This window comes from Deinococcus sp. (assembly GCF_030523985.1).
In the GTDB taxonomy this organism is placed as follows: domain Bacteria; phylum Deinococcota; class Deinococci; order Deinococcales; family Deinococcaceae; genus Deinococcus.
Genome location: NZ_JAUNHK010000060.1, coordinates 1 through 16429 on the forward strand (window position 1 = coordinate 1; position 16429 = coordinate 16429).

The following is a 16429-nucleotide window of genomic DNA, read 5'->3' on the forward strand; positions in this document are numbered from 1 at the left end:
AACGGCACCAGAATGCGCGGGCTGGCAATCCCGGTGTTGTTGAGGGTATGGGCGTACTGCAATTTGCCCGCCTCGTCGCGGTAGCGCAGGCCGGTGCGCCGCGCCTGCCAGTCGCCCAGGTAGCTGCACGAGTGGGTTTCGCGGTACTTCTGCTCACTCGGCACCCAGGTTTCGATGTCGTACATCAGGACTTTGCCCGCGCCCATGTCGCCCGTGCAGTTCTGAATGACGCGGTAGGGCAATTCCAGCGCCCGCAGCAGGTCTTCGGCGTTTTGCAGCAGGTTATGGAACCAGCGCAGGCCCTCTTCTTGGTCGGCTTTGCAGATGACGTACTGCTCGACTTTGCGGAACTCGTGAACGCGAATCAGACCGCGCACGTCGCGCCCGGCGCTGCCCGCTTCGCGGCGGAAGGCGGCGCTGAAGCCCGCGATGGTCATCGGGAGGTCTTCGGCGCTGAGTTGCTCGCCCGCGTAAAGGCTGTTGATCGGCACCTCGGCAGTTCCGGCGAGCAGCAACTCGTCCTCGGCAAATTTGTAGACCGATTCCTCGTCACCGGGAAAATGGCCCGAGTTGAACAGGGTTTCGCGGCGCACCAGAGCGGTGGTCGAGAGCGGCGTAAAGCCCCGCTGCGACAGAAAATCCATCGCAAACATCAGAATCGCCATTTCCAGCAGCGCCGCTTCGCCTTTCAGGAGGTAGCTGCGGCTGCCGCTCACGCGGGCCACGCGCTCGAAGTCGGCCCAGCCCTGCTTTTCCAGAATCTCGACCTGATCGAGCGGCGTAAACCCAAAGTCGGGCAGATTTCCCTCGCGGCGCAGTTCGACATTGTCCTCGTCATCCTTGCCGACGGGCACGCCGGGCAGGGGAATGTTGGGCACGCGCAGCAGCAACAGGCGGAAGGCTTCCTCGGCGTCGCGCAGTTGCGGTTCAAGCGCCTTGAGTTCTTCACCCAAGTCTTTGCCCTTCTGAATCAGGGCGGGGCGCTCCTCGGGGCTGGCCTTGGGCACCAGCTTGGCGTTGGCGTTGCGCTCGGTCTGCATGGCCTCGACTTTTTGCTTGAGGGCCACCAGGTCACGGTCACGCTGAAGCAGGTCGTCCAAATCCAAGTTGATATTTTTGACGCGAATGGCCTCTCGTACGGCTTCGGGGTGTTCACGGATAAACTTCAAGTCCAGCATTTCAGGTCTCCAGCAAAAAGGGGAAAATTACTCGGTTTCGACGGTGCGCGGCACGCGGATAAAGCCGTCCTGGGTTTCGGTGGTCAAAGACGGCACCACGCCAGCGGGCAACACTTCGCCGGGCACGTCTTCACGCAGCACGTTGACGAGGTCCACCGGGCGCTGCATTTCGCTGACGCCCTCGGTGGGGGCCGCGCCGAGTTGCTCGAAGTAGCCCAGCACCCGCGAGAGGTCTTCTCGCATGGCCTGCCGCTCGTCGGGCGTGAGTTCCAGCCGTGCCAGGGCTGCCAGATGGTCTATTTGGGCCGCGTCAATCATGCAGCGAAGTATACGCGGGGGCGCGGCGACTTCTTGCGGCGTCGGTGTTCCCCCGCCTGTGCAGTTTCTCTCCCTCGCCTCGCTGCCCGCACCGCGTCCTCTGTGGCCTTTTGCCAAGTGACCCCGTGCCCAACTCCCTTAAACTGCTTGTCATGAACCTCCGCCACCTGCTGCTGCTGGGACAGCTTCCGCTGTGGGCGACACTGGCACTGGCTTTTATCGTCCTGAGCGGGTCACTCAACGACCGCGTCAAGGCGACCTCGCAGGTCATCAAGATTCGCACCGAGTCGGCCCAACTGACCCAGGTGCTGCAAGCCGTGGTGGAGATGGAAACGGGAGTACGCGGCTACGTAGTCGCCGGACGTGAGGAATTTCTGGAACCCTACCACCGGGGCCGCACCGAACTGCCCGGACGGCTGGCCCGCCTGCGAACACTCGCCGCCAGCCTGCCCGAAAGCGACCTGGCCCTGCGCGACCTGAACCGCATCGACAGCTTGGCCCAGCGCTGGATCATCGAGATTGCCGAACCCGAAATCGCCGCCACCCGAGCGGGGCGGGGCGCCGAAGCCCGCGCTCTGGTGAGTACCGGGCGCGGCAAGTCGTTGATTGACGCCCTGCGTCAGCGGGTCGCCTCCTACGAAGCCCGTGAGCAGCAGCGTCTGATCGCCCAGGAAGCCCAGGCCCGCGCCCAACTGCGCCGCCTGCGCCTCAACCTGGTGCTGATGGGCGTGACCCTGCTGGTTACGAGCGGCCTGGCGGCGGGCGTGCTGGGCGGCCTGCTCTCCAGCGGCTTCCGGCATCTGGGGCGGGGACTGAAGGCGCTGCGGACGGGCGGGCAACAGGTCAAGGTTCAGGTCGGCGGCATCACCGAACTCAGCCGTCTGGGACAGGATTTCAACCACATGAGCGAGCAACTGACCCAGGCCCAGAGCCAGAGCCAGCAGCGGGCCGATGAACTGAGCCGCCGCAACGTGCAGATGCGGGCGCTGGGCGAACTGAGCGACTGGCTTCAGGCGGCCCGCAGTCTGGAGGAAGCGGCGCAAATTCTTTCCCGCGCCCTCCCCACCCTGCTGCCCCACACGTCGGGTCTGCTGCTGATGTACAACGCCTCGCGCAACCTGCTGCTGCCCCTGACCCACTGGGGCGAACAGGCCCAGCCGCGCCCGGCCACGCCCGAACACTGCTGGGCCTTGCGGCGCGGCGAAGCGCGGTTTCCCGGCGAAGGCCGCTTTGCCCCGCCGTGCCTGGAAGGCGCGCTGGGAGAGGCGGCGCGGCCCAACGACTATGTCTGCTTTCCCCTGTTTTCCCACGGCGAAACCCTGGGGCTGCTGCGCGTCTACCCGCAGCAAGGCGCCCCCGCCAGCGTGCTCGAAGACTGGGAGGAACTGCGCCAACTGTTCGTTCCGCTGACCCGTCAAATCGGCCTGGCACTCTCGGCGCTGCAACTGCAAGACCGCCTGCTTCAGCAGTCTCTGCGTGACCCGCTGACGGGGCTGGCGAACCGCCGCCATCTGGAACAGCAACTGAGCAGCCAGACCGCCCACGCCAGCAGCACCGGGGAAGCGCTCTCGCTCATCGCGCTCGACATAGACCATTTCAAGCGCCTGAACGACACCTTCGGGCACGACGCGGGCGACGCCGTGCTGGTGCGCCTGGGGGCCACCCTGCGCGACCTGACCCCGGCAGGCGGCCTCGCGGCCCGGCCCGGCGGCGAGGAGTTCACGATGTTGCTGCCGGGCCACGACCTCGCGGCGGCACTGGCCCTGGCCGAACGGGTGCGGCTGGAAGTCGAAAGCTGGACGCTGACCCACTCGGGCATCGCGCTGGGCCAAATCACGGTGTCGCAGGGCGTGGCCCTCTACATCCCAGAGCAGACGCCCGAAGCGTTCGTCAAGCGGGCCGACGAAGCCCTGTATGCCTCCAAGACGGCGGGGCGCAACCGGGTGACGCGGGCGGAAGGCTGAGAGCGGAGGGGCGCGCCCCAACACCTCCCGTCCGTATCCGCAAACATTCGCCTATCGTTTCGTGAAATGCACTTGAATTCTTGGGGGTACCGTACCCCTAGACTCTGGGCCTGATGATTGCTTATCTGTCCGGCGTGGTGCGCGAGGTACGCGAAGGGAGCGCCGTGGTCGTCACGGGCGGCGTGGGGTACGAGGTGCAGTGTCCGGCGGGGATGCTGGCGGGCCTGAAAGTGGGCGAGGCCGCCGAATTTTCGACCCGTTTCATCGTGCGCGAGGACGCCCAGTTGCTGTTTGGTTTTCCCGACGCCGACCACCTCAAACTGTTCGACCTCCTCACCAGTGTCAGCGGCGTGGGGCCGAAACTGGGCCTGGGCCTGCTCTCGGCACTGCCCGTGTCGGCGCTGGCGGCGGCCCTGATCGGAGCGGATGTCAAGCTGCTGTCGAGCGTGAGCGGCGTGGGCAAGAAGACCGCCGAGCGGCTGGCCCTCGAACTGAGCAGCAAGGTGCCCGAATATCTGGCGGCGGGCGCGGGCAGCGCGGTCAAGCGGGCCACCCCGGTGCAGAGCACGGCGGGCAACGACGCGGTGGAGGCGCTGCTGGCGCTGGGCTTCCGCGAGGTGCAGGTGCGGGCGGCGGTGGCCGAACTGCTGTCCCAAGACCCGGAAGCGAGTGCCGACACGCTCATTCGCAAGTCGCTGGGAAGGCTGCGGTGACCCACGGTCAGCCTGACGACCTCTCCTTGCAAGGACAGACGGTCAGCAACCAGGCCCATGACCCCAACGGGCCTGGCACTCCCGCCGGAATAGAGCAGAAGGTCAGCTGGCTCGAACTGTTTTTCGACCTGATTTTCGTGGTGGCCTTCGACCAGCTCGCCAAACGGCTGGGTGACTCGCAATCGCTAGAAAACATCGTCATATTTGTGGTCATGTTCACGGCCATCTGGTGGGCCTGGGCCAGCAACGCCACCTTTGCCGCCCGCTACGGCAACGAGTGCCGGACTTACCGCTGGGGCACGCTGGCCGAGATCGTCCTGATGGCCATGATCGCCACCATCGAGCGCGGCGACCTCAGGCAGACAGGCGTGTATTTTGCCGTCGCCTTCGGAATCAACCGCCTGCTTCACGCGGGGCTGCACCTGTGGGCCGACCGCCGCACTTCCGACGCGGTGACCCTGTCGCGCCGCACCGCCAGCGTGGTCGGTACGGCGGGACTGCTGTGGCTGGGTTCGGCGCTGCTGCCCAGTGGCTCATCTGCTCAACTCGAGGTCTGGGTGGGGGCACTGCTGCTCGACTTTCTGAACCCGGTGCTGGCCCGTCGCCGCAACCTGCAAGCCCTGCCCCACGAGGGCCACCTACCCGAACGGGTGGGCCTGCTGCAAATCATCGCTCTGGGCGGAGTCATGACCGAAGTGGTGAATGGCAGTCGGCAGCAGCAACTCGGCTGGACGGTTCTGCTGCCCGCCCTGTTCTCGATTCTGAGCGTGGTGGCCCTGTGGCGCATCTATTTCGATCAGGCCCGCGCCCTGCCGCTGCTGCGGGCCAGGATGCAGGGGCAGTTGCGCGGCACGCTGGCCTGGCTCTACGCCCACCTGCCCTTTACCCTCAGCGTGGTCATGCTGGGTGTGGGCCTCGGGCACGGCATCAGCAGCGACACCGCCAAAGAAGCCGCCACGCAGCAGCAGTTCGTCGTCTGGCCGCTGTGCGGCGCACTCGTGACCCTCGCCTTCTTGCGCTGGAATTCCCGCCGGGTGGCCGGACAGCCCACCGCCGACCGCAGCCTGCTCGCCCTCATCGTGGGCGCACTCGGCGCGGCGTCTCTCGCTTTTTTCGACCTCGACACCCTTCAGGTTCAGGGCTTCGTCGCGGCCTTGATGGTCGGCGTCGCCGCCTTGGTCGCCAACGATCCGGCCACGCGGCAACTCGGGCAACTGGAAGAAACCCTGAGCGCCCATCTGGAAACCGCCGCAGAAGCCACGGCAAAGCAGGGCGAGAAGCAACAGGCCGAGCGCCGCCAGACCACGTGAGCCGCCCATGTCGCTTCTGCACCTGTCACTGCTGCTGACCACCGGGCTGCTGCTCACACTGCTGGGGCTGGGCCTGTCGTTGCAACTCGGCTGGCGCACTGACCTGGCCCGCTGGCCCCACCACGCGCTCTTTTTCGCTGTCTGCGTGGGAACCCTGCTGTCGGGCCTGCTGGCGGGTCGCCGGGGGCTCTGGCTGCTGCCCGCGCTGGTGCTGCTGCTCAGCATGCCGCGCACCCGTCCGGGCCGCGCCGACCACTGGCAGCGGGCGCTGGCCTGTGCGCTGGCCTTCGGGGTGGGGCTGTGGGGTGCATGGTGACCCTTTGATGGCCCCCGCCCCTGCGCTAGCCTCGCGGCATGGAACTGATTGAAGGAATGCTCGCCCGGCGCACGACCAACGGCCTTTTTCGGCCCGACCCGGTCAGCCGCGAGCACCAGCACCTGCTGATGCGGGTCGCGCAGGCGGCCCCCAGCCATTTCAACTCGCAGCCCTGGCGCTTCGTCCTGATCGAGAACCCCCAGACGATTGCGCGGGTGGCCGACATCGCGGGCCAGAGCATGACCGAACTGATAGACGCGGGGGTGTTTTTCGAGCGGTATCGCCGCTATTTCCGCTTCTCGGAGCAGGAGATGGACGAGCGGCGCGACGGCATTCACATTGACCGCCTGCCTGGGCCCCTCAAACCCTTTACCCGGCAGGTCTTCAGCGACGCGGGCCTGAAGCTGATGCGGCAACTCGGCGTGCCCAAAAAACTCGGTGAGGACAACCGCAAACTGGTGGCGGGTAGTCCTCTGCTGCTGGCGGCGCTGCTCGACAAGTCCGAGTACCGCCCCGGCGAACTCAGCGGCTTTTACTCGGTCTTCGGCCTCGGCGCGGCGATGGAAAACATCTGGAACGCGGTGGGGGCGCTGGGCATGGGCATTCAGTTCGTCAGCACCCCGATGGAGATTCCGCGCCACTGGCAGGCGATTCAGACGCTGCTGAACGTTCCCGACGACCTCGAACTGATGGCGGTCTACCGCCTCGGCTACCTGCCCGAAGAAACGGCGCGGCCCTCTATCGACTGGAGCAGCCGCCACCGCAAGCGGCTGGGGCAGTTCGTCCACCGTGAAGCCTGGGGCCAACCCGAGCAGGATTGACGCCACGCCCCCGGTTTTTCCCGCCCTCCGGCCCTTATCGGGCATAATCGGGGCCGATGAGTACCCACTCCAATATTCGTGACCTTGGGCAACACGTCGGGCAGACCGTCAGCGTCCACGCCTGGCTACAAGACAAGAGCGGCAAGGGCAAAATTCAGTTTCTCAAGCTGCGCGACGGCTCCGGCTTCGTGCAGGGCACCGTGTTCAAGGGCGACGTGTCCGAAGAAGTCTTCGAGGCCGCCAAGCGGCTGACGCAGGAACAGGCCGTGACCGTCACGGGCGAGGTGCGAGCCGACGAACGCGCTCCCGGCGGCGTGGAACTCAGCGTGCGTGACCTGAAAGTGATTTCGGAAAACGCGGGCGAATACCCGATTACGCCCAAGGAACACGGCATCGAATTCCTGATGGACCACCGCCACCTGTGGCTGCGTCACCGCCGTCCCTGGGCCATCCTGCGCGTGCGCGACTGCATCCAGCGCGGTATCGTCGAGTTTTTTCACGGCGAGGGCTTCGTGCGTTTCGACGCACCGTTTTTTACCCCCAACGCCGCCGAGGACACCACCGAACTGTTTGAAATCGACCTGTTCGGTGAGGACAAGGCCTACCTGTCGCAGACCGGGCAACTCCACGCCGAGGCGGGGGCGTTCGCGTTCGGCAAGGTCTACACCTTCGGCCCCACCTTCCGCGCCGAGAAATCCAAGACCCGGCGCCACCTGCTCGAATTCTGGATGATCGAACCCGAAGTCGCGCCCAGTAGCCACGCCGAGAACATGAACCTGCAAGAGCGCATGGTCAGCTTCCTGGTGCGTAAAGTGCTGAGCGAGTGCCAGACCGAACTTGATCTCCTGGGCCGCGACGTGTCCAAGCTGGCAGGCGCCGCTGAGGGCAACTACCCCCGCGTGACCTACACCGAGGCGCTGGACATGATCCGCAAGCACATCGAAGACCGCGACCTGCCGCCCAACGTGCAAGACGACGTGCAGCCCGTCGAGTGGGGCGACGACCTCGGTGCGCCGCACGAGACGATTCTGGGCCACCACTTCGACCGCCCCGTCATGATCGAGAAGTACCCCGCCGCCATCAAAGCCTTTTACATGCAGCCCGACCCCGAAGACCCCCGCGTGGCCCTGTGCGACGACATGATTGCGCCCGAAGGCTACGGCGAAATCATCGGCGGCTCGGAGCGTATCCACGATTACGAGCTGCTGAAATCGCGCATTGAGCAGCAGGGCCTGCCGATGGAAGCCTTCGAGTGGTATCTCGACCTCCGCAAGATGGGCAGCATGCCCCACGCGGGCTACGGCATGGGCCTGGAGCGCTTCATCGCGTGGATTACAGGCATTGACCACATCCGCGAAGCGATTCCCTTCCCACGCATGCTGACGCGCATGTTCCCGTAACGGCAGCACGTCAAAAGAGAGAGGGAGGGCCGCGCCGCCTTCCCTCTCCCCTTTTTTGACGTTTATTTCCGGGTGGGGGGTTTACGAATGGCTGCGAACAGCAGGGCAAACAGCATGACCGTGAACAGGTAGCCCGCCAGAGACGCGGCAGGCGTGAACGCGGGGTTCAGCGCGTCGGAAGAAAACTTGTAGATGGCGTAAGGCACGGCCCAGCCCAGGGCGTACAGCGCGGCGCGGCGCAGGTAGTCGGGGGTCATGGCGGCCTGGGGAAACATGCGCAGAGGCAGCAGCATGGCCGGCAGAATCAGCAATTGCACCAGATAGAACCAGATGGGCAGGCGGTTAAAGCCGTAGTCAATTCCTGCGAACAGAACATTGACCGCCGCAATCAGTAACCCGGTCACCACCGCCGAGCGAAGGAAAACAGAATTCATCATTGGGCATCATCTCACGTGGCGGAACCCAGAAAGTGGGAAGAAGGCAAAGGAGAGCCGCCCCTCGGCCCAGACCACCGTCCAGAGAACTGAACACACCGCTCCAGCCTGGGCCAGAGCGGTGTTTTTGCCATCGGTGTTCAGTCTTGCGCCGTGGGCCTCAGTACTGCCGCCCGAAAATCACGCGCTTGCTGTAGCCGCTGGGTTTGCCCGTGTGGAAGCACACCCCTTCCTCGCGCTCGGCAAAGAATTCGGCGTCGTCCAGTGGCACGTTGCGGATGGTGGCCTTGGTTTCTTCCTTGATCTTCTTCTCGGACTCGGGGTCGCCGCAGTGGAAGGCGCGCACCCACTTGCCCGCTTCGATGGCGGCCTTGAAGTCGTCGTAATTGTCCACCGTCACGGTGTTGTCCAGCATGAAATCGGTGGCGCGCCCCAGCAGGAAGTCGTGAATGGCGTCCAGACGCACCTGCATCCCGGCCACAGCTTCGGCGCGGGGCAGGGTTTCCTTCTCCTCGGCGTTGCGGTTCTTGACGACCACCACGCCGCTTTCCAGGTCGCGGGGGCCAAGTTCCACGCGCACGGGTACGCCCTTGAGTTCCCAATCGTTGTACTTGAAGCCGTTGGTCACGCCGTCGCGCTTGTCCACCTTGACGCGCAGGCCAGCAGCGCGAAGCTCCCCCGCCAGCTTTTCGCCTTCCTCGCACATCTGGTCGAAGTTGTCCTTACGGCCCACGGGAATAATCACGACCTGAATGGGCGCGATGCGGGGCGGCATCATCAGGCCGAAGTCGTCACCGTGCGTCATGATGATGGCCCCGATAATGCGGCTGGACAGGCCCCAGGACGTGGTGTAGGCGAATTCTTCCTTCTGCTCGGCAGTCTGGAACTTGACCCCGAAGGCGCGGCTGAAGTTCTGGGCCAGGTAGTGCGAGGTGCCACTTTGCAGCGCTTTGCCGTCGCGCATCATGCCTTCAATGGAATAGGTATTGCTGGCCCCCGCAAAACGCTCAGAAGCGGTTTTTTCGCCGCGCACCACGGGCAGCGCCAGCACGTCGCGGCAAAAGCTGTGGTATTCGTCCAGCTGCTGGCGAACCTCAGCGCGGGCTTCTTCTTCGGAGGCGTGGGCGGTGTGGCCCTCCTGCCAGAAAAATTCGCTAGTCCGCAGGAAAGGCTTGGTTCGCAACTCGGCGCGGAAGACGCTGCCCCACTGGTTATGCAAAAAAGGCAGGTCGCGGTAAGAGTTCAGCCAGCCCGACCACATATGCCCGATGATGGTTTCAGAGGTGGGTCGCATCACATACGGCTCGGCCAGTTCTTCGGTGCCGATTTTGCTGACCGTAAACAGTTCGGGCGCAAAGCCTTCCACGTGTTCGGCTTCCTTCATGATGAAGTTCATGGGAATCAGCGTCGGAAACAGCAGATTCTGGTGTCCCGTCGCCTTGAAACGGTCATCCAGGCCACGCTGAATGTTTTCCCACAGGGCCGTACCGTAGGGCCGCACCACCATGGCGCCCGCCACGGGGCTGTGGTCGGCGAGGTCGGCCTTTTTCACGACTTCGTTGTACCAGTCGTTGAAATCGACGCTCTGGGGGGTCACGCCGTACTGCTGGGCTTTGTTGTCGGGTTTCTTGCCGTCTTTCGTCATCGCCGCCTAGGATAGCGGCTTCAGGGCGAATCAGGCGGCGTTTAGGCCATTTGGTCTAAGGCCCTCAGCTTTTCCTGGTACCCGGTTGCCACGTCATCCCTGGTCGCCGCGCTCGACGGGGCGCAACTGTTCCTCTTCCTGCGGCGTGAACAGCCGCGAACGAATCAGAAAGCGGACGCCTTCCGGGGCTTCCACGCTGAAGCCGCTGCCCCGTCCCGGCACCACGTCCACCGTCAAGTGCGTGTGCTGCCAGTACTCGAACTGCGACGCCGACATCCAGAAAGGATGCCCCGCCACCTCGCCCAGTTTCACGTCCTGCCCCCCGACGTGGAATTCGCCCCTGGGGTAACACATCGGGCTGGAGCCGTCGCAGCAGCCGCCCGACTGGTGAAACATCAGGGGACCGTGCCGTGCGGCGAGTTTTCGGAGAAGCTCTTCGGCAGCGGGGGTCAAAGTAACGCGCTCGGCGCAGGCAGGGGTGGGCGCAGAAGGGTCGGCAGGGGTCATGTCACCTCCGGAAGAAAATGCGCCGGGCAGCAGGAAAAATCCTCGCCCAGCGCCGAATATGCGTTCTAGAAAAAGCCGAGTTTGTTGGCGCTGTAGCTCACCAGGAGGTTCTTGGTCTGCTGGTAGTGGCCGAGCATCATCTTGTGGTTCTCGCGCCCGATGCCCGACTGCTTGTACCCACCGAACGCGGCGTGCGCGGGGTAGGCGTGGTAGCAGTTGGTCCAGACCCGGCCCGCCTGAATCGCCCGGCCCATGCGGTAGGCGCGGCTGATGTCGCGTGTCCACACGCCCGCCCCCAGGCCGTAGAGCGAATCGTTGGCGATGGCGAGGGCTTCGGCTTCATCCTTGAAGGTCGTCACCGCCAGCACGGGGCCGAAGATTTCTTCCTGAAAGATGCGCATGCGGTTGTGGCCTTTGAAGACGGTGGGCGTGACGTAGTACCCACCCTCCGGCCCGCCGTTCTCGGCCCGGTGGCCCCCGGTGAGGACTTCCGCGCCTTCCGCCTTGCCGATGTCGATGTAAGAAAGAATCTTTTCGAACTGGTCGTTGCTCACCTGCGCGCCGATCATGGTGCCAGGGTCGAGCGGATGGCCCATCTTGATGGCCTCGACACGTTTCAGGGCGCGTTCCATGAAGCGGTCGTAGATGCTTTCCTGCACCAGGGCGCGGCTCGGGCAGGTGCAGATTTCGCCCTGGTTGAGCGCGAACATCACGAGGCCCTCGATGGCCTTATCGAGGTACTCGTCGTCCTGCGCCATCACGTCCTCGAAGAAGATGTTGGGCGACTTGCCCCCGAGTTCCAGCGTGACCGGAATCAGGTTTTGCGAGGCGTACTGCATGATGAGCCGTCCCGTCGTCGTCTCGCCCGTAAAGGCGATTTTGGCGATGCGGGGGCTGCTCGCCAGCGGCTTGCCCGCTTCCACGCCAAAGCCGTTGACCACGTTCACCACACCGGGCGGCAACAGGTCGCCAATCACTTCCATCAGCATCAGGATGGTGGCGGGCGTCTGCTCGGCGGGCTTGATGACCACGGCGTTTCCGGCTGCCAGCGCCGGGGCGAGCTTCCAGACGGCCATCAGCAGAGGGAAGTTCCAGGGAATAATCTGGCCCACCACGCCCAGCGGCTCATGGAAGTGGTAGGCCACGGTGGTTTCGTCAATCTGGCTCAGGCCGCCTTCCTGCGCCCGGATGCAGCCTGCGAAATACCGGAAATGGTCGATGGCGAGCGGCAAGTCGGCGTTCAGCGTTTCACGGACGGGCTTGCCGTTGTCCCAGGTTTCGGCGACCGCCAGCTTTTCCAGATTCTCCTGCATGCGGTCGGCAATTTTGTTGAGAATCACCGCGCGTTCTGCCGGACTCGTCTTGCCCCAGGCGGGGGCGGCGGCGTGCGCGGCGTCCAGCGCCAGTTCGATGTCGCGGGCGTCGGAGCGGGCCACGCGGGTAAACACCTGTCCGTCCACCGGCGAAGGATTGTCGAAATATTCCCCGCCGACGGGAGCGCGGTACTCGCCGCCAATCCAGTTGTCGTACTGCTCCCGAAACGAAACGACGCTGCCTGGCGTGCCGGGCTTGGCATAAGTCATGACTTTCTCCTTGCTTGGCGAAAACAACAGACCCAGAAGCCGCCCTGGGCGACTCCACCGAATTTTGTGAACAGGCCGATGCTAGCACGGCGGTCAAATGTTTCGGGGGGAAGGGGGAGCAAAGGCGGAAGCGCCTGTGTCGGTGGGTCAGGTACTTCTCCGACACAGGGCTGGGTTTCCGTCAACGCCGGATTGCTCGGAAAATGCGACTCAACGAACAAAACTTAAACCACACCCCCAGACAGGATGTGGTCGAAGAAAGTCCGTCAGCGCAGCGAGAAAAGAAGCGTCAAGCTCCTCAGCACGGCAAGGAGGCGGAGAAATTCGGGAATACTACTCTTCTCGCAACTCGCAAGGTTGCTCCACCTTCCACCCCCTCCCCTGCCCGCTTCACACGCCCAGCGGGACATCCACCCCCAGCTCCGCCAGCACCGTGCGAATGGCCTGGGCATCTATCCCGGCGCGGGCGTGGACACTCTCGGCGGTGGCATGTTCCTGGAATTCATCGGGAATGCCCAGTACCCGCACGGGCGTCTGCAGGCCCATCGCGTTCAGGCTTTCCAGCACCGCCCCCCCGAAGCCGCCGACCACCGTGTTGTCTTCCACCGTGACCAGGGCGCGGGCCGTACTCGCCACCTCGCGCAGCATCTTCTCATCGAGCGGCTTGACGAAACGGGCGTTCACCACGCCGACCCCTGGCAAGTCCTGGGCCGCTTGCTGGGCGTATTCGAGCGCCTTGCCGCCCGCCAGAATCACCACGTCGTCGCCGTCTTTCAGGCGTTCCCACTCACCCCACTTAAGGGCCGGCCACGTTCCGGCAGGCACCTGGGTGGTGTTGCCACGCGGGTAGCGAATGGCGAAGGGGCCGTCGTGGGTCTGGGCGTACTTGAGCATCCCGCGCAGTTCGGCGGCGTCTTTGGGCAGCCCGATTCGCACGCCGGGGATGGAACGCAGGAAGCTGAGGTCGAACACGCCGTTGTGCGTCGCACCGTCGGCACCCACGATGCCCGCGCGGTCTATGCAGAAGGTGACGTTCAGGTTCTCGATGGCGACATCGTGCAACACCTGGTCGTAGGCGCGTTGCAAGAAAGTGGAGTAAATCGCCACGATGGGCCGCAGCCCTTGCAGCGCCATGCCCGCCGCCGTCGTCACCGCGACTTCCTCGGCAATGCCCACGTCGAGGTAGCGGTGGGGGTGCACTTTGCTGAATTCGACCAGCCCGCTGCCCTCGCGCATGGCAGGCGTGACGACAAACGTGCGCGGGTCGGTCTTGGCCCACTCGGTAACGGCCTCGCCGAAGGCCGCGCTCCACGAATAGGCGCTGCTGGGCACATACTCGCCCGTCGCGGGGTCGAATTTGGCGGGGCCGTGCCAGTAGATCGGGTCGGCTTCGGCGTAGCTCAGGCCCTTGCCCTTTTTGGTGACGATGTGCAGGATGGTCGGCCCGTCGAGGTCCACCAGCCGTTCGAGCAGCCACACGAGTTCCTGCACGTTGTGCCCGTCCACTGGCCCGACGTAGCGCAGGCCCATCGCTGCGAAGGGGTTGACGCTGGCGGGGTCGAAGAAATGGCGGGTCGAGTTCTTGGCGCGGCTCATGAAGTCGGCCAGCGGCTTACTGACGGCCTCGACCGCCTTTTTGCCTGCGCCCTCGCCTTCCTGAAACCACTTCTGGACTTGCAGCCCGCGCATGAATTTGTTGATGGCCCCGACGTTTTCCGAGATGCTCATCTCGTTGTCGTTCACGACAATCAGCATTCTGCGGTTCAGGTCGCCGATGGTGTTGAGCGCAGCGAGGGCCATCCCGCCCGTCAGCGACCCGTCCCCGATGACGGCAGCGACATGAAAATCCTTGCCCAGCGCATCACGCGCCAGCGCCATGCCCAGCGCGTTGGCGAGGCTGGTGGAAGCGTGACCGACGGTGATGGCGTCGTGTTCGGACTCGGAGACTTTGGTAAAGCCGCTGATGCCGCCTTCTTTCTTGATGTTCGCCATCTCGCCGCGTCGCCCGGTCAGAATTTTGTGGGCGTAGGCCTGATGCCCCACATCGAAGAGGATGCGGTCACGCGGCGAATCCAGCACGTAATGCAGCGCCGTGATGATGTCCACCGCCCCCAACGAGGAGGCCAGATGCAGCCCGCCACGCGAGCAGACGCGCACGATTTCGCCGCGCAGTTCCTCGGTCAGCAGGGGCAACTGCTCCCGCGAAAGCCGCTTGAGGTCGCTGGGGCCATGAATCTGGTCGAGCAGCGGCGTCGCCGGGGAGCCGGATGAGGCAGGAAGTTCGTTCATGGCGTGCCTCCTTTGGTGGCAAAGTTGCGGCCCGTGAGCAGCAGCCCCTCCGGTGTGCGAACTTCACCGACGAAGGGAGTGAACCAGAGCTGCTGGGTGGCTGGAAACAGCCCGCCCACGTCGTCGCTCATCTGGCGGGTCACGACCCAGACGCTGAAGGTTCCGGCGCGGGTGGTGACCTGACGGCGGTCTTGCACCTCGTAGCGGTAGTTCAGGGTGCCTCTGGCCTTGACCTGCCCGTCGTCGCTCGCCACGGTGACAGCCGATCTGCCCTGCCAGACCAGACCGACTTTCCAGGCGTTTTCAGCCGGGTATTCCTGCCAGGCCGGGTTGAGGGCCACCGTTACGCCCGGTTTACGCAGCCCCAGCAGAAACACACCATCGGCCCCCACGCGGCGGTACCACGTCTGCTCGGCACCGCGCCCGGTCATCTGGGTCGCGCTGACCGACTCGCCCGTGAAAATGGTCGGCCCCAGCGCCCGCAGCACATAAGGCAGGTCGCCCACCGTTTCGTCCTCGGGCACGTAGGTCCAGGTCAGACCCGTCTGTTGCGGATAAAAGCCCACGCTGCTGACGGGAACAGTGGCCCGCACAGGCGCTGCCGCCGAGTCGGTGCGCGGCGCACAGGCCCCCAGCGCAGGCACGAGGGCAGCCAGCAGCAAGAGAGAAGGCAAATTCTTCATGGCGGCTATTGTGTCAGCTTCTGGTCGGGACATGCAGCGAGGCAACACACCGAACGGGCCATGAACGGCACCGGCGAACCACAATGCATGACACGGGAATGAAAAAGGGCAGGTCACGCCCACAGCGCCGACCTGCCCTAAAAAACGGGAAAACTTACTTGTTCTCGCCCTGCACCTTGGCCTTGAGGGCCGCCAGCGCGTCATCAACATCCTTGTCGCGGCCCAGATCCTTGAGCTGCTCGTCGAAGTCCTTTTCTTTACGCAGTTCACTCATGGCAGCGTTGCGGTCTTCCATCCCGGCCACCTTACGCTCCATCTCGTTGAAGGCGTCCATCGCGCCGCCTGCCTTATCGAAGCCCGAAACGCGGTCGAGGGTCGCACCTGCTTGAGCGGTCTTTTGCCGGGCGGCGAGCAGGGTCTTCTTGGACTCCATCTCGTCGATTTTGGCTTCCAGAGCGCGCAGCTGGGTCTTGAGCTGGTCAATCGTGCTCTGCTGAATGGTCCGCTGCTCGTCGAAGCCCTTGGCGAGGTCCTTGTGGTTCTGGGCGCGGCGCAGGGCTTCACGGGCAAGGTCTTCACTGCCGCCGCGCAGGGCTTCCTCGGCCTTCTTCTCGTACTCGGCAGACAGCTTGGTGTTGGTGCCAGCTTCGCGCTCGAGCTTGGCAGCCTGGGTCATCGCGTCGGCTACTTCGCTGCGGGCGTCGGCATAGGCGCCGCGCATATCGCGCAGGGCTTGGTCGATAATCTTGGCCGGATCCTCGGCCTTGGAAATCATGTCGTTGACGTTGGCGCGGAGCAGACGGGAAAGACGGTCGAGAATGGACATGGTGGTGCCTCCTTACAGGCCACATTACGCGTTGCCCCAGACCGGAGTTGCACATCACAGAGGAGCTTTAAGGCCAGCTGAAGGATGGATGAGTCCAGCTATATGCGACGGTAGATCGGCAGGCATAGGTGCAATCTTCTGGTAAGCAGACAGAACATCGAGCTTGACACGCTGGCGAGGCGTTCCTATACTTTTTGAGCCTGAAAAGGCCTGCCGATGTAGCTCAGTGGTAGAGCAACTGATTCGTAATCAGTAGGTCGTCGGTTCAAGTCCGACCCTCGGCTCCAAGAAAAAGCCCCGCCTAGCGCGGGGTTTTTGCTTTTGACCTGATGGCTCTCATGAGCCATTTTCACTGTTTTGTCACTACCGTGTCACTACTGGCAAAAACTAAGTACAAGGAAATTAACATTTAGATAAACCGTGCTCCCAGTACCTTGAGGCC

The 16429-nt window shown here is 64.1% G+C and carries 15 protein-coding genes and 1 tRNA gene; 7 read left to right on the plus strand and 9 right to left on the minus strand.

Features of this window, described 5'->3' with window-relative positions; all coding sequences use genetic code 11:
* Positions 1–1178, minus strand: a 1178-nt coding sequence (gene serS, locus Q4C89_RS09685; RefSeq protein WP_303102405.1) for a serine--tRNA ligase, incomplete at its 3' end; no start/stop codon positions are given.
* A 27-nt stretch (positions 1179–1205) separates the two neighbouring features.
* Positions 1206–1496 (minus strand): Asp-tRNA(Asn)/Glu-tRNA(Gln) amidotransferase subunit GatC, encoded by a 291-nt coding sequence (gatC, locus tag Q4C89_RS09690; RefSeq protein WP_303102406.1) that lies wholly within the window; start codon positions 1494–1496, stop codon positions 1206–1208.
* A 152-nt stretch (positions 1497–1648) separates the two neighbouring features.
* Between gatC and Q4C89_RS09695 the strand changes: the two genes are divergently transcribed.
* The 6 genes from Q4C89_RS09695 (at position 1649) to asnS (ending at position 8020) form a co-directional block, all read left to right on the plus strand.
* Positions 1649–3460: a diguanylate cyclase gene (locus Q4C89_RS09695; RefSeq protein ID WP_303102407.1), complete on the plus strand. Its 1812-nt coding sequence runs from the start codon at positions 1649–1651 to the stop codon at positions 3458–3460.
* Positions 3461–3573: 113 nt separating this feature from the next.
* A complete protein-coding gene (ruvA, locus tag Q4C89_RS09700; protein WP_303102408.1) occupies positions 3574–4173 on the plus strand; it encodes a Holliday junction branch migration protein RuvA in 600 nt (199 codons plus the stop codon).
* Entirely contained in the window at positions 4170–5483 is a 1314-nt protein-coding gene (locus tag Q4C89_RS09705; protein WP_303102409.1) for a low temperature requirement protein A, read from the plus strand. The genes ruvA and Q4C89_RS09705 overlap by 4 nt, the downstream gene beginning before the upstream one ends.
* A gap of 7 nt (positions 5484–5490) precedes the next feature.
* Positions 5491–5799 (plus strand): hypothetical protein, encoded by a 309-nt coding sequence (locus Q4C89_RS09710; RefSeq protein ID WP_303102410.1) that lies wholly within the window; start codon positions 5491–5493, stop codon positions 5797–5799.
* Between the two features lie 38 nt (positions 5800–5837).
* Positions 5838–6620 carry a nitroreductase family protein gene (locus Q4C89_RS09715; RefSeq protein WP_303102411.1) on the plus strand — a complete coding sequence of 261 codons (783 nt, stop codon included), beginning with the start codon at positions 5838–5840 and terminating at the stop codon, positions 6618–6620.
* A 56-nt stretch (positions 6621–6676) separates the two neighbouring features.
* Positions 6677–8020, plus strand: coding sequence for an asparagine--tRNA ligase (gene asnS, locus Q4C89_RS09720; RefSeq protein ID WP_303102412.1), 1344 nt, complete (start codon positions 6677–6679; stop codon positions 8018–8020).
* Positions 8021–8082: 62 nt separating this feature from the next.
* On the opposite strand, the gene Q4C89_RS09725 is transcribed toward asnS, so the two are convergent.
* From Q4C89_RS09725 to Q4C89_RS09755, 7 genes are all read right to left on the minus strand, one after another.
* Positions 8083–8454: a hypothetical protein gene (locus tag Q4C89_RS09725; RefSeq protein ID WP_303102413.1), complete on the minus strand. Its 372-nt coding sequence runs from the start codon at positions 8452–8454 to the stop codon at positions 8083–8085.
* A gap of 160 nt (positions 8455–8614) precedes the next feature.
* A complete protein-coding gene (gene proS / locus Q4C89_RS09730; protein ID WP_303102414.1) occupies positions 8615–10099 on the minus strand; it encodes a proline--tRNA ligase in 1485 nt (494 codons plus the stop codon).
* 93 nt (positions 10100–10192) lie between these two features.
* Positions 10193–10606, minus strand: coding sequence for a DUF779 domain-containing protein (locus Q4C89_RS09735; protein ID WP_303102415.1), 414 nt, complete (start codon positions 10604–10606; stop codon positions 10193–10195).
* A 65-nt stretch (positions 10607–10671) separates the two neighbouring features.
* On the minus strand, positions 10672–12189 hold the full coding sequence (adh, locus tag Q4C89_RS09740) for an aldehyde dehydrogenase (protein WP_303102416.1): 1518 nt from the start codon (positions 12187–12189) through the stop codon (positions 10672–10674).
* Positions 12190–12579: 390 nt separating this feature from the next.
* Complete coding sequence (gene dxs / locus Q4C89_RS09745) at positions 12580–14478, minus strand: 1-deoxy-D-xylulose-5-phosphate synthase (RefSeq protein WP_303102417.1); 1899 nt, start codon at positions 14476–14478, stop codon at positions 12580–12582.
* Complete coding sequence (locus Q4C89_RS09750; protein WP_303102418.1) at positions 14475–15161, minus strand: hypothetical protein; 687 nt, start codon at positions 15159–15161, stop codon at positions 14475–14477. Before Q4C89_RS09750 ends, dxs begins: the two co-directional genes overlap by 4 nt.
* A gap of 154 nt (positions 15162–15315) precedes the next feature.
* Positions 15316–15987: a PspA/IM30 family protein gene (locus tag Q4C89_RS09755; RefSeq protein WP_303102419.1), complete on the minus strand. Its 672-nt coding sequence runs from the start codon at positions 15985–15987 to the stop codon at positions 15316–15318.
* A gap of 212 nt (positions 15988–16199) precedes the next feature.
* Between Q4C89_RS09755 and Q4C89_RS09760 the strand changes: the two genes are divergently transcribed.
* Positions 16200–16274 (plus strand) — tRNA-Thr (locus Q4C89_RS09760).
* The last annotated feature ends 155 nt before the right edge of the window (positions 16275–16429 follow it).

What these genes read in the sequence shown, in the direction of transcription:
- gatC (WP_303102406.1), bottom strand. Translation starts at nt 1,496, where the DNA reads ATGATTGACGCGGCCCAAATAGACCATCTGGCAGCCCTGGCACGGCTG.
- Q4C89_RS09695 (WP_303102407.1), top strand. Translation starts at nt 1,649, where the DNA reads ATGAACCTCCGCCACCTGCTGCTGCTGGGACAGCTTCCGCTGTGGGCG.
- ruvA (WP_303102408.1), top strand. Translation starts at nt 3,574, where the DNA reads ATGATTGCTTATCTGTCCGGCGTGGTGCGCGAGGTACGCGAAGGGAGC.
- Q4C89_RS09710 (WP_303102410.1), top strand. Translation starts at nt 5,491, where the DNA reads ATGTCGCTTCTGCACCTGTCACTGCTGCTGACCACCGGGCTGCTGCTC.
- Q4C89_RS09715 (WP_303102411.1), top strand. Translation starts at nt 5,838, where the DNA reads ATGGAACTGATTGAAGGAATGCTCGCCCGGCGCACGACCAACGGCCTT.
- asnS (WP_303102412.1), top strand. Translation starts at nt 6,677, where the DNA reads ATGAGTACCCACTCCAATATTCGTGACCTTGGGCAACACGTCGGGCAG.
- Q4C89_RS09725 (WP_303102413.1), bottom strand. Translation starts at nt 8,454, where the DNA reads ATGAATTCTGTTTTCCTTCGCTCGGCGGTGGTGACCGGGTTACTGATT.
- proS (WP_303102414.1), bottom strand. Translation starts at nt 10,099, where the DNA reads ATGACGAAAGACGGCAAGAAACCCGACAACAAAGCCCAGCAGTACGGC.
- Q4C89_RS09735 (WP_303102415.1), bottom strand. Translation starts at nt 10,606, where the DNA reads ATGACCCCTGCCGACCCTTCTGCGCCCACCCCTGCCTGCGCCGAGCGC.
- adh (WP_303102416.1), bottom strand. Translation starts at nt 12,189, where the DNA reads ATGACTTATGCCAAGCCCGGCACGCCAGGCAGCGTCGTTTCGTTTCGG.
- dxs (WP_303102417.1), bottom strand. Translation starts at nt 14,478, where the DNA reads ATGAACGAACTTCCTGCCTCATCCGGCTCCCCGGCGACGCCGCTGCTC.
- Q4C89_RS09750 (WP_303102418.1), bottom strand. Translation starts at nt 15,161, where the DNA reads ATGAAGAATTTGCCTTCTCTCTTGCTGCTGGCTGCCCTCGTGCCTGCG.
- Q4C89_RS09755 (WP_303102419.1), bottom strand. Translation starts at nt 15,987, where the DNA reads ATGTCCATTCTCGACCGTCTTTCCCGTCTGCTCCGCGCCAACGTCAAC.